Origin of the sequence: Flagellimonas flava, from assembly GCF_050617915.1 — a bacterium.
In the GTDB taxonomy this organism is placed as follows: Bacteria; Bacteroidota; Bacteroidia; order Flavobacteriales; family Flavobacteriaceae; genus Flagellimonas; species Flagellimonas flava_A.
The window spans coordinates 231,861-243,416 of the sequence record NZ_JBODQE010000002.1; the positions used below are offsets into that span (position 1 = coordinate 231,861).

At 41.6% G+C, this 11,556-nt stretch carries 13 protein-coding genes; 3 read left to right on the plus strand and 10 right to left on the minus strand.

The features are described from left to right. The 6 genes from ACRHOZ_RS06810 to ACRHOZ_RS06835 form a co-directional block, all read right to left on the minus strand. Positions 1–600: an SPOR domain-containing protein gene (locus tag ACRHOZ_RS06810; protein ID WP_431123774.1), complete on the minus strand. Its 600-nt coding sequence runs from the start codon at positions 598–600 to the stop codon at positions 1–3. 154 nt (positions 601–754) lie between these two features. Continuing rightward, positions 755–1,585 carry a CvfB family protein gene (locus ACRHOZ_RS06815; protein WP_431123776.1) on the minus strand — a complete coding sequence of 277 codons (831 nt, stop codon included), beginning with the start codon at positions 1,583–1,585 and terminating at the stop codon, positions 755–757. Positions 1,586–1,666: 81 nt separating this feature from the next. Beyond that, positions 1,667–2,008, minus strand: a complete 342-nt coding sequence (locus ACRHOZ_RS06820) for a DUF2853 family protein (protein ID WP_431123780.1) — start codon at positions 2,006–2,008, stop codon at positions 1,667–1,669. A 39-nt stretch (positions 2,009–2,047) separates the two neighbouring features. Continuing rightward, on the minus strand, positions 2,048–3,769 hold the full coding sequence (gene menD, locus ACRHOZ_RS06825) for a 2-succinyl-5-enolpyruvyl-6-hydroxy-3-cyclohexene-1-carboxylic-acid synthase (protein WP_431123782.1): 1,722 nt from the start codon (positions 3,767–3,769) through the stop codon (positions 2,048–2,050). 40 nt (positions 3,770–3,809) lie between these two features. Continuing rightward, entirely contained in the window at positions 3,810–4,886 is a 1,077-nt protein-coding gene (locus ACRHOZ_RS06830; protein ID WP_431123784.1) for a chorismate-binding protein, read from the minus strand. Continuing rightward, complete coding sequence (locus tag ACRHOZ_RS06835; RefSeq protein ID WP_431123786.1) at positions 4,867–5,289, minus strand: PaaI family thioesterase; 423 nt, start codon at positions 5,287–5,289, stop codon at positions 4,867–4,869. Before ACRHOZ_RS06835 ends, ACRHOZ_RS06830 begins: the two co-directional genes overlap by 20 nt. A gap of 61 nt (positions 5,290–5,350) precedes the next feature. On the opposite strand from ACRHOZ_RS06835, the gene ACRHOZ_RS06840 reads away from it, so the two are divergent. After that, positions 5,351–5,995, plus strand: a complete 645-nt coding sequence (locus tag ACRHOZ_RS06840; protein WP_431123788.1) for an alpha/beta hydrolase — start codon at positions 5,351–5,353, stop codon at positions 5,993–5,995. A gap of 4 nt (positions 5,996–5,999) precedes the next feature. Next, positions 6,000–6,395 (plus strand): VOC family protein, encoded by a 396-nt coding sequence (locus ACRHOZ_RS06845; protein WP_431123791.1) that lies wholly within the window; start codon positions 6,000–6,002, stop codon positions 6,393–6,395. Here ACRHOZ_RS06845 and ACRHOZ_RS06850 read toward each other — a convergent pair whose 3' ends face one another. From ACRHOZ_RS06850 to ACRHOZ_RS06865, 4 genes are all read right to left on the minus strand, one after another. Further along, the gene (locus ACRHOZ_RS06850) at positions 6,396–7,325 is read right to left on the minus strand and encodes a hypothetical protein (RefSeq protein ID WP_431123793.1); all 930 of its coding nucleotides are present in this window, start codon (positions 7,323–7,325) and stop codon (positions 6,396–6,398) included. A 78-nt stretch (positions 7,326–7,403) separates the two neighbouring features. After that, positions 7,404–8,660 (minus strand): NAD(P)/FAD-dependent oxidoreductase, encoded by a 1,257-nt coding sequence (locus ACRHOZ_RS06855; RefSeq protein WP_431123795.1) that lies wholly within the window; start codon positions 8,658–8,660, stop codon positions 7,404–7,406. A 1-nt stretch (position 8,661) separates the two neighbouring features. Beyond that, positions 8,662–9,672, minus strand: coding sequence for a 4-hydroxyproline epimerase (locus ACRHOZ_RS06860; protein WP_431123797.1), 1,011 nt, complete (start codon positions 9,670–9,672; stop codon positions 8,662–8,664). Next, positions 9,672–10,580, minus strand: coding sequence for a dihydrodipicolinate synthase family protein (locus ACRHOZ_RS06865; RefSeq protein WP_431123800.1), 909 nt, complete (start codon positions 10,578–10,580; stop codon positions 9,672–9,674). Before ACRHOZ_RS06865 ends, ACRHOZ_RS06860 begins: the two co-directional genes overlap by 1 nt. Before the next feature lie 125 nt (positions 10,581–10,705). Here ACRHOZ_RS06865 and ACRHOZ_RS06870 point away from each other — a divergent pair, with 125 nt between their 5' ends. Beyond that, the gene (locus ACRHOZ_RS06870) at positions 10,706–11,548 is read left to right on the plus strand and encodes an AraC family transcriptional regulator (protein WP_431123803.1); all 843 of its coding nucleotides are present in this window, start codon (positions 10,706–10,708) and stop codon (positions 11,546–11,548) included. The last annotated feature ends 8 nt before the right edge of the window (positions 11,549–11,556 follow it).

An 11,556-nucleotide genomic window follows, 5' to 3' on the forward strand; every position in this document is an offset into this window, starting at 1 on the left:
TTAATAAGGATCTTCAATTTTTACTCGCTTCCCGTCTTGATAAGAAGCTACAAAGGCATCCTTGAATCCCATATTGACCAACTGCTTCCTAAAGGATTGTGCCTCGCCCAAGGTTTCAAAGTTACCCAAGGAATAGGCATAGAAAGGATTGGTCTTCACGAAAAGGGTATTGGTCAATGCTTCGGAAGCCAAAGTTACGTTGTTGTCCACAAAGGATTTCACCTGCACTGAATAGATGGTCTCTTTTTCCAAAAAGGCCTTGGCCAAATAGAACTCCCTCACCAAACTCAATTCTTCGTTTTGAAGTTTTAAGTTGTCAATTCGGGCCTTGATAACATCCAAACTATCTATGGAAACCAATAAACTGTTCTGATTCTCGAACGAATTTTTACTGCTCAGTCCTGCGGTAAAAGAAGTAATGGCCAAAGTACCCACGATAAAAAGGGCCGTGAATCCCAGAAGTATATTGCGCTGCAGTTTAATCTTGCGCAAATCTTTGTTCTTATATTTAATCTGGTCTAAAAGTCTTTCATTGATAATCTGGGCTTTATCAATATCCTTATGCAGATCCAGTAAATCACTTTCTTCAATAAATGGCATATTAGGTAAGGCTAGTTTTCCTATCAGCATCCTAATCAAATAGCTGTCAAGGAGTTAATATACACTTATACAAATGTATAATTTTTGGGGAAAGAAAAAAACGGATTGGTATCAAATCCGTTAACAATTTCCAAACTATTTCAAGGAATATGCCCTACAGTAAATAGATACCATCGTCCTTAATTGCAATCTTTCGCTCCCTATACAAGGTGCCTATCGCCTTTTTAAAGGCTTTTTTACTTAAGTGCAATTGCGTTTGGATCTCCTCCGGGCTTGACTTGTCATGCAGCCCTAGAAATCCTTGGTTTTCCTTTAATTTATCCAATATCAAGTTGGCGGTTGGTTCCAACATTCTGGCTCCCAGGGGTTGCAGGGAAACATCTATCTTATTGTCCGGCCTTACAATTTTGATGTATCCTTTGAGCCTATCGCCAATAGCAATGGGTTTAAAGACATCACTTTCAAAAACAAGCCCTTTGTATTTGTCCTCAATCACAACTTCCCAGCCCAAAGGGGTTTTTCTAGCCACAAGAAGGTTGACTTCGGTGTTGGGCTTGAGGTCAAAACCTTCATTGGACAGAAATTTATTTATTCTACTGGAGCCGGTCAATCTGAAGGTAACCTCATCCAAATAGCAATGTACGATGTAGCTTTTCCCTTCCTCCATTCTAACCGCCTGTTCTCTAAATGGAACCAATAGGTGTTTTTCCAGGCCCCAATCTAAAAATGCTCCGTATGAACCCACCTGAACCACCTTCAAATAGGCAAATCTGTCCCGTATAATATAGGGTTCCAAAGTAGTGGCAATTGGTCTCTCTGAACTGTCCAGATAGCAGAAGACCTTCAATTCCATATCAATCTCAAAATCTTCGGGAACATATTTATTGGGCAACAAGACTTCCGTCCCCTCTCCATCTCCCAAGAAAAGACCTATTCTTGTGCTGCGTAAAACTTTAAGCGTGTTATAATTTCCCAAGGCTATCATGCGGCAAAGGTAGATTGAAATTATGGGTATAAAAAAGCTGGTCTCCCAAGAAACCAGCCAGATGATATTTTTTATTGCCGTCTAGTTATAGACCGACTCTTTTCCAAAGTGCTTACAGAGCATATAGTAGATTACTGCTCTGTACTTGTTCTTGTCTGCGCGACCATACTGATCAATGATACCGTTCACAGCTTGTATAAGCTCATCACTGTCCGCTAGCCCAAGTTTGTTAATGAGGTAATTGTTTTTCACGGTGTCCAGTTCTTTTTCATCAGACCCCGAAACCCTGGAGGCATCCAAATTATAAATGGACGGCCCCAAGCCCACCGTTACCTTGGTCAGTAAATCCATATCTGGATTTTCACCAAATTTTTCTTTGATATCGGCGACGTATTTCACAATTAATTCCTCCCTTTTGTTCATGGTTAAAGTATTGGTTTTTATGGTTATTATCTATAGCTTCTAAGATATAAAATCGAAGTAGTCGAGCAAAATTTTGTTATTGGCTTCCCTAGGCGTGAAGATTTCCAAAATCTTGGGCTTTTGAGAGGTTTCATAGAAATTTTTCAGGGCCTGCCCTACTTCTTTTTCGTTCCCCGCTTTTAGATATTCAAATTGAAACATTTGCGCCAAGTTTTCAGCATTAAGCTGATGACTGGTTTCAAAAAAAGTGGAAAACTCTTCCGTTTCTTCAAAGCCAGGTAAAATCCTAAAGATTCCTCCTCCTGAATTATTGATTAATATTATTCGAAAGTCAGGTCTTATATATTGGTTCCAAAGTCCGTTACTGTCATAGAAAAAGCTCAAATCCCCAGTAATCAACAAGGTGGGATTGTCGTAAAAAACGGACGCTCCAATTGCTGTTGACGTGCTCCCGTCAATCCCACTGGTTCCCCTATTACAATAAACATGCAATGAGGAATCCATAGGAAACAGTTGATTGTACCTTACCGTTGAGCTGTTGGCCAAATGCACCTGATAATCCTTGGGTATCCCACGCTGGATTTGATGGAAGACAGTGAAATCAGAAAACCCAATTTTTTCCAGATAGGCCTGTTTCTTCAGTTCATAGTTGTTCTTGCTTTGTAACCAACTATTTCTGTATGAGCTTTCAATTTTTTGAAAATTCCCAAGCCCATTTCCAAAAAAGGTGTTGGGATGGGTTGTTACATGTTCTGATAAACAATAAAAGGTGTCGTAAGCCTTTTTGGAATCTATATGCCAATGATGTTTTGGTTGGTACTTACGTAGGAAGGCTTTTATCTTTTTGGAAACAATCAGCCCACCAAGGGTAACCAACAAATCCGGTTGAAGTGCCTCGAAGAGGCTTTCCCGGTCTGAAGATTTTTCTATAGGGGCTATGATGCTGTCAATGCTTGGAAAAAAATTGGGATGGTGCACATTGGATGTTGTTTCGGTAAAAACCAATACACTCTCATCATTGGCCAACAACTCCACTATTGCTGCATCCAAGTCCTTGGGAGGGTTTACTCCGATCAACACCATTTTTCGTGGACTGGCATTCCAAATGGGGAGCAAATGTGACCAATCCGTTTCCTGGTAACCCCCATCATCCATGGTTTGAACCTTTGACAATTCAACAGCCGGATTTTCCACGAGGTCATACAAGGGTTCTTCAAAGGGGATATTAATGTGAACTGGGGAAGAGGTTTTAAAGGCAATATCAAGCGCCTTGCCAATTTCCAATTCATTGTAGGCCTGAGTGGTCTCTTGCCTGTCTTTGGATTTGACCGGTTCAAGACCATGGGTACTATCCTGCTTTAGGTTGGCGGAGTACCCAATGTGTTTTTCAAAAATATGCTCTTGTCGGATGGTTTGCCCATCCCCAATATCAATCTTATCAGTGGGTCTATCCGCCGAAACAACCACCAAAGGAATATCACTGTAAAATGCCTCGGCCACTGCTGGATAGAAATTCAACATCGCGCTCCCAGACGTGCATACCACCGCCACAGGTTCCTGCAACTGCTGGGCCATCCCAAGTGCAAAAAAAGCAGCGCAACGTTCATCCACAATGCTAAAACAGGAAAAAAATGGATTCTTGGTAAAACTCAGGGTCAAAGGGGCATTTCTGGAACCTGGGGAAATCACAATATTTTTGATTCCCCTAGATTGAAAATAAAGAACCAAGGTTTGGGCCGAGGGGATATTGGAATACATCATGGATTACAAAAATAAGCTCCAAAATGTTCTCCGCCTAAAATTAATGGCTTACAAATTGCAAGATGTTGAGCAATGTTTTGCTTTTATTCTGTGTCTCAGTCCATTCCTTTTCAGTATCGGATGCCGAGGTGATTCCCCCACCTACAAAAACGGAAGCTTTTCCAGTCTCGATTTCCATACATCTCAGATTCACAAACAGCGAAGCGGAAGCAGTTTCTTCCAGATTCAATTCCCCTAAAAATCCTGTGTAAAACGTACGGGGATAGCCCTCATTACCTTGAATAAAATCCTTGGCCTCTTTAGTGGGAATACCGCAGACCGCTGGTGTTGGATGCAAGGCGTTGACCACATCTTTTATCGAAGTACTGTTTTGTAGTTTGCCTTTGATCTCGGATTTCAAATGCCAAAGGTTTCCCGCCTTGGAGGACTTAACAGCTTCCATCTCCAAGCCATGGGCAATTTCAGAGAGCTGCTCCAGAATGTAACCCGAAACCATTTCCTGTTCCTCTACTTCCTTGGAACCCCACTGGGGTTGTACACCTTCCAAATAAGGTAGCGTTGCCGCCAAGGACATGGTCTTAAGTTCCTCTTTGGCAATATGTACTAATGTTTCTGGAGTGGCACCACACCAAATTCCCACCTTGGGATGATGAAACAAATAGCAAAAAGCTTTGGCATAATTTTCAAGAAGTCGTTGAAACACCTCCAATGGGGACTGATGGAATTCCAAGTCAATCTTTCTGGACAATACCACTTTCTTCAGATCTCCCTGCTTAATTTGGGTCACTCCTTTTTGAACCAATTCCAAAAAGGATTGTTTCCCACTTTCAGAAAGCTCATCAACTTCCCCAACAAGCCCACTACTAGCTTCGAACGAAGATGTAACAACTTTGTCAGCCTGAATCAGTATTGCATTGTCCTTCCAATCAAAAGGGACAAAAACAAAACCCTTCTCGTCAAAATCCAAGGCTAAATTGAGTGCGTTACTATCCTGAAAAACCGCCTTTACCCTAGTTTCATTGGGTTTGCGATAAACCGCAAATGGCTGTGTATTGGCAAGTGCAAAGGCCAAATCATCCAACACCTCCTGGAAATCTTTATTTTCTGGGTAAGGCAATAGTCGTCAATTTACAATTGGAAATTAGGTCGCCGTCCTCATTGGTAATCTTTATCTCCCACAATTGCGTAGTGCGCCCTTTATGAATGATGGAAGCTTTAGCGTATACAAAACCATCTTTAACGGATCTGACATGATTCGCGGAAATCTCGATTCCCCTCACAAAGAATTCCTGTCCATCCAAGAACACATAGGATGCGGCGCTTCCCACACTTTCCGCCAAAGCAACTGAGGCACCTCCATGCAAAACACCATCAGGTTGATGCACTTTCGGGGACACGGGCATTTTGGCTATCAAAAAATTCTCACCTACATCCACATAACTAATGTCCAAGGTTTCCATTAAGGTATCCTTGCAAATGTTATTGCACACCTCAAGTATTTTGGCTTTGTGTTCTTCCATACCCTTAATTTTTGTAAAATTACGCAAAGGTATCGCTTTAAAATATTAAGTTGGACGGTTTATGAAACTGACAGAAAAAAGGGTGGTTTACCAAACCCAAAATAGTTACGAGACGTTGAACACTTTGGGCGAAAAGACCAAAAACGTTTGGATGGTCTTTCACGGTATGGGTTATTTAAGCCGATTTTTTATTCGATATTTTTCAAAGTTGGATCCAGAGGAAAACTATATCATTGCCCCACAAGCACCTTCCAAATACTACCTCAAAGATGAATTCAAATATGTAGGCGCCAGTTGGCTCACCAAAGAGAATACCCAACTGGAAACGGAAAATGTGCTGAACTATATTGATGCGGTTTTTGAAGCAGAGAACATACCCTCCCACCTTAATTTGGTGCTTTTTGGTTTTTCACAAGGAGTGTCCATTGTTACCCGCTGGATGGTTCGCGGAAAAATCCAATGCCATTCTTTGGTGATGTATGCGGGTGGTATTCCGAAAGAATTGGTTCCGGTAGATTTTGATTTTTTGGATTGGAAATCCACAAAGATCACCCTGGTATATGGCAGTAACGATCATTATTTAACCCCAGAGCGCAGAAAGCTGGAAGAGGAAAAAATGGATATGCTTTTTTTTGGAAAAGCAGAGGTGATTCATTTTGAAGGAGGACATGAGGTAAAACCGGAATTATTGAACCAATTGATTTAGAATTATGACAAGCCCCAAACAGCATTTGACCCACGTTACCCTTGTGGTACGGGATTACGACGAGGCCATTTCGTACTACACGGACAAGCTGAATTTTGATTTGATCAAGGATATTGATTTGGGTGAGGGCAAAAGATGGGTCTTGGTTTCTCCCAAAAATTCGCAATGCCAACTGGTGTTAGGCAAAGCAGTAGGACCTGAACAAGAAGCTGCCATTGGCTATCAAACTGGTGGCAGGGTATTTATGTTTCTACACACCACGGATTTTTGGGCTACCTATGGACAAATGAAAACCAAAGATGTGGTTTTTAAGGAAGAACCAAGAGAAGAGCCTTATGGAACAGTAGTGGTTTTTGAGGATTTATATGGTAATCTGTGGGATTTGTTAGAGCTAAAATAATCAATTAGGCTCACCTTCTTCCCCAACTTCCGCTACTGGAAAATAGGTTATCCGTCTGGTTGAATAGGTATTGTCCGGGGTAATGATCTGTTTGATCCAATTTTTATCCGGATTGCTGTCAAATTGATGGATGTATTCCTTTACGGATTCCGAATTGGAGGTACGGGTAGTTACCTTTTCCAACATACCTTCCGCATCATATGTGTAGATAAGTTTCCTTTCAGATTCGAATTTCTTTTGGACCTCATTGAAATGAAAAAACTCTTCGGAATCCAACTTTCCATTAGCATTGAAAATTTCTTCTGTAGCCTTATTGGGTTCTCCGCCTATAAACTCCTTGGTCAGGACAATCCTTTGTGAACCCATAGCCATCTTCTTTTCCGAAGTTCTTATTGATTTTTCCAAAATACCGTTGCCAAAATAACTCGTGGTAAGTTCATTCTTATAAGGGACATATTCAACAGTGCATTCATCCACACCCTCGGCATTGGAAGTAATGATTTTCACAAGTCGTTCCTCCTCATCAAATAGGTACTCCTGCTGCTCCAAGAATTCCTTGTCGTAGGAAACAATCCGCTCAAACAATTTCCCAGGTTGCAAACTGTCCCTGGTATAAAAATTGACCATGGAGGTAGCCGCATCCAATATATTGTCTTTGTAGCTCTCCATTCGTTTTTCAACTAAATGTCCTTCTTCATATTTGTACAAGGTAATATCTTGGTCCGTTTCATTGTATTGGGTAATGGTTCGGATTAAGAACCCCTCTTCATCAAATTCAAATAGTTCCTTTCCGTAATCCGTAATTACCAAACAAGATTTAACCTTCCCCCTTAAATCAAAGTCCTGAACCTTGAGCATTTGAAGGTCTTGGGAAAACATCCCATAGTGTGCGGTCAAAAGAATAAAAACAATGAGGTATTTTTTAATCATATTGTAAAATTACTTCGAAATGATACAATTATGAAACAAAAAGAATGCCAGTTGTCGATTATCCTTAAAAGCTGGAAATCAAAACTTTCGTTCAGGCTGAAATGGATTGATGTCCATGGAAGGTTTTGACCCCGAAATCAATTCAGTGATCAATTTTCCGGTAGCTGGTCCAAGGCTCCATCCCATCATGGCATGGCCTGTTGCCAAATGAAGGTTTCTGTATTTGTTGGATGTACCTATGTAGGGTAATCCGTCAGGAGTTACCGGTCTTAACCCACATTGGGCGTTTAGTTTATCTTCTTCCGGAATTTGGAGTCCTTTGTAATAGCGACTTGCTCCTTTGGCAATGGCTTCCACTCTTTCTTTTCTAATCTTATTGTTGATTCCGGAAAATTCCATGGTTCCGGCAAAACGGGTAAAACCATCCATTGGTGTTACGGCCATTTTAGCTTCCATCAAAATGGCAGGCATGGAAATGTTGGTCGGGGTTTTCACATTTATCCTATACCCTTTTCCTGCCTGTAAGGGTAATTGGACTCCCAATTTTTTCGACAGTTTGTAAGTCCATGACCCAGCTGCAAATACAATTTCATCAGCCTGATAATCACGTTCATTGGTTCTTACGCCTGTAACCTTGTCAGTGCTAATGGTCACGTCCTGAACTTCTTCATGCTTTCGGATATCAACCCCATTTTTTTGGAGGTGGACCAACATACGCTCCATAATCTGAGGCGGAGTGGTATGCCAATCCGATTCATAATGAAAAGCTCCCTTTGCATTCAGCTCCACATGGGGTTCAAGAATTCGCAATCCATCCAAGTCCAGGTGATGAACGGTTAAACCAAGTTCTTTGGCATGTTCGGCAACTTCTAGCTCATGATCCCTTTCCTTATTAGTCTGGTACATCATCAACAACCCTTTGCGCTCCAATTGAAACTCTCCCAAATCCCCAGAATTCCAAATCTCCTCATATAGCGATCGGCTCAAAAGATTGATATCCATGATTACCGGCATTGCCTTCTGTACCTTCTCTGCGGTAGAAGATTTTTTAAAGTACCAGGCCCATTTAATAAAATCCGGATCTAAACGGGGTTTCATATAAAAGGGACTGGACGAATTGAACATGTATTTTATTCCTTTGGAGATCATTCCCGGTGAAGCCAAGGGAACAATATGGCTTGGGGTGATGTAACCCGCATTGACATAGGACGCCCCGGAATCCATGTTGGATTTATCCAAAACCGTTACTTGATGTCCTTCCTTTTGTAAAAAATAGGCTGTGGAAAGGCCAACAATGCCTCCACCAACTACGATAACACTCTTATTTTTTCCCATTTCAAATTACTTGGAATCCGTGGGCATAGGGATCATCATCCGTGTCAATGGTGATGGTATTTCTACCATAGACCTTGGCCCATCCCTGAATACTTGGAATAATGGCCACTTTGTTGTCCAAGGTAGTTTCCCTTTCCACTTTCCCTACAAATGTAGATCCTATGTAGCTTTCATGGATAAATTCCTCCCCTAATTTTAACTTTCCTCGGGTAAACAATTGAGCCATGCGGGCAGAAGTTCCTGTACCACAGGGCGATCGGTCAATAGCCTTATCCCCATAAAAAACTGCATTCCTACTGGAAGATGTTTCGTTCAATGGATTCCCTGTCCACAACATATGGGTAACTCCATTGATAGCAGGGTTCTCTGGATGGACAAAAGCATCTGGGTATTTCTCGTTGATTCGTTTTCGAAATTCTTGGGAAAACTGTATCAATTCCCCAGCAGAGAAATCCTGCACCCCGGAAAAATTGGATTGTGGATCCACAATTGCATAAAAATTCCCTCCAAAAGCAACATCAAATTTCAACGCTCCGAGAAAGGAAGATTCAACCGTCAAGTTTTGCGCAGCCAAATAGCTCTTCACATTGGTTATCCGTACCCATTCCACTTTATCCTGAGGTTGAGAGTAGGATATTTCAACCAATCCCGCAGGTGTTTCCAGGTTCACCTTTCCCTTTACTTTGGGTTGGATAAGTCCTTCCTCCAAGGCAATGGTCATGGTACCAATGGTTCCGTGACCACACATGGGCAAACAACCACTGGTCTCTATAAAGAGAATGGACCCATCATTTTTTGGGTCATGCGGTGGATACAGAATACTTCCGCTCATCATATCATGCCCTCTAGGTTCAAACATAAGCCCAGTTCTGACCCAATCGTATTTTTTTAGGAAGTGTTGGCGTTTTTCCTCCATGGTCTTTCCCTGGAGTTCGGGGCCTCCCTCTACCACAAGGCGTACAGGGTTTCCGCAGGTATGGGCATCAATGCACTTAAACGTATGTATCGGCATTAAAAATTTGGAATTTCGGGTCTTGTATTTACTCCTTCTTCTATAATGGCAAGAACTCTTTGGCGTTCTTCTCCATGCAAAGGTAACCTTGGTAATCTAACTTGTTCGCTTCCAATACCCGTGGCCACTTCCGCCAGCTTTATGTTCTGTACCAATTGTGGGCTGATATCCAACTCCAACAAAGGCATAAACCAGCTGTAAATCTTTGCAGCTTCCTCTATTCTCCCTGCTTTGACCAGCTCATAAATAGCTACCGTTTCCCTTGGGAAGGCACAGACCAAACCAGCCACCCAACCGTCCGCTCCCATAACCAGGCTTTCCATGGCAAGGGTATCAACACCACATAAAATGCCCAGTCTCTTACCAAATCGGTTTCTAATTCGGATAATATTGGTAATATCCCGCGTTGATTCCTTTACCGCCTGGATATTATCGTACTTTAAAAGTTCATCGAACATGTCCAAAGTTACCTCGATCTTATAATCTACAGGGTTATTGTAGATCATTATGGGAAGGGAAGTGCTCTCTGCTACAGCCTTAAAGTATTCCACGGTTTCGCGATCGGTAGATTTGTACCTCATGGGAGGCAACATCATAAGTCCAGACGCTCCTTGCTCCTGGGCAAGAGCCGCAGCCTTGACGGCCTGTCTTGTGGATTGCTCCGCAATGTTCATAATAACCGGAACCTTGCCGTCCACCAATTCAACTGTGTGTTGCACCAATACCTTCTTTTCCTCATCTTCCAAGGTACTGGCCTCACCCAGTGTCCCTCCTAAAATAATTCCATGGACCCCAGCCTCCAATTGGGCATTGATGTTCACGGAGAACATTTCAAGGTCCAGCTTATCATCTTGAGTAAATTTGGTGGTAACGGCAGGCATTACCCCTTTCCAGCTTATGTTTGTCATTTTCGATTAGTTTTCGCAAATGTAAAGGGAGTTCCTTGCATATAATTCCTGAAAATTAGCTAAATATTACGATATATTACCTTCATTTACTTACATTTATTCTTTTTAAGGTAATTTTTGAATAAATGAAGGTTTATTCCTTTAAGATTCCCAAAAAGCCCGGCGAGAACATCATAGTTCAAAAGGATCAAGGCCTTGAGTTCTATGACAAGCTCCATCAGCATGAGGAAATACAAATAAGCCTTATTGTTCAAGGTAATGGAAAGTTAATTGTGGGTGACAGTGTGCACTCTTTTACATCCGGAGATTGTTTTGTTGTTGGTAGCCATATTCCCCATTTGTTTAAAAGTGATCAAAGTACCCAACATGTACAGATGATTTCCATATTCTTTTCGCTGGATTCCTTTGGGGATTCTTTCTTCGAGCTTAGGGAAATGGAGGAACTCCAAACTTTTTTCAGCTATGCCGAAACAGGATATAAATTACAAAGTCAACGGGATGAAGTAGCACTCGCTATAAAGGGTATCCACACCAAAGGACACTTTGCGCGATTCATGGCTTTATTGAAACTCCTAAAAACGATAAGCAGTTCCCAAGGGCAACGGCTGTCAAGATTCGTCCACTCCAAAGAGATTTCACACGATCATGGCGAAAGACTAAGGGTGGTTTTTGACTTTGTGATGCGGAATTTTAATCAAAAAGTGGATTTGGAAACGGTGTCGAGACTGGCGCATATGACGCCAAATGCTTTTTGTAGATTTTTTAAACAGCGAACAAACAAGACCTTCTTCAAATTTTTGAGTGAAATCCGTATTGAACATGTTTGCCAATTATTGAACCAAAACAAAGACCTGTCCATTGTGGAAGCTGCCCTTGCCTCTGGCTTTAACTCTATATCCAATTTCAACAAAACTTTTAAGGATATCAAAGGAATCAACCCCACAAAATATAGGAAGGAAATAAGCTAATTGCATAA

Bases quoted from the DNA above. Each gene is read 5' to 3' on its own strand.
- ACRHOZ_RS06810 (WP_431123774.1), bottom strand. From the start codon at position 600: ATGCCATTTATTGAAGAAAGTGATTTACTGGATCTGCATAAGGATATT.
- ACRHOZ_RS06835 (WP_431123786.1), bottom strand. From the start codon at position 5,289: ATGGAAGAACACAAAGCCAAAATACTTGAGGTGTGCAATAACATTTGC.
- ACRHOZ_RS06870 (WP_431123803.1), top strand. From the start codon at position 10,706: ATGAAGGTTTATTCCTTTAAGATTCCCAAAAAGCCCGGCGAGAACATC.
- ACRHOZ_RS06840 (WP_431123788.1), top strand. From the start codon at position 5,351: ATGAAACTGACAGAAAAAAGGGTGGTTTACCAAACCCAAAATAGTTAC.
- ACRHOZ_RS06865 (WP_431123800.1), bottom strand. From the start codon at position 10,580: ATGACAAACATAAGCTGGAAAGGGGTAATGCCTGCCGTTACCACCAAA.
- ACRHOZ_RS06820 (WP_431123780.1), bottom strand. From the start codon at position 2,008: ATGAACAAAAGGGAGGAATTAATTGTGAAATACGTCGCCGATATCAAA.
- menD (WP_431123782.1), bottom strand. From the start codon at position 3,769: ATGATGTATTCCAATATCCCCTCGGCCCAAACCTTGGTTCTTTATTTT.
- ACRHOZ_RS06855 (WP_431123795.1), bottom strand. From the start codon at position 8,660: ATGGGAAAAAATAAGAGTGTTATCGTAGTTGGTGGAGGCATTGTTGGC.
- ACRHOZ_RS06860 (WP_431123797.1), bottom strand. From the start codon at position 9,672: ATGCCGATACATACGTTTAAGTGCATTGATGCCCATACCTGCGGAAAC.
- ACRHOZ_RS06845 (WP_431123791.1), top strand. From the start codon at position 6,000: ATGACAAGCCCCAAACAGCATTTGACCCACGTTACCCTTGTGGTACGG.
- ACRHOZ_RS06850 (WP_431123793.1), bottom strand. From the start codon at position 7,325: ATGATTAAAAAATACCTCATTGTTTTTATTCTTTTGACCGCACACTAT.
- ACRHOZ_RS06815 (WP_431123776.1), bottom strand. From the start codon at position 1,585: ATGATAGCCTTGGGAAATTATAACACGCTTAAAGTTTTACGCAGCACA.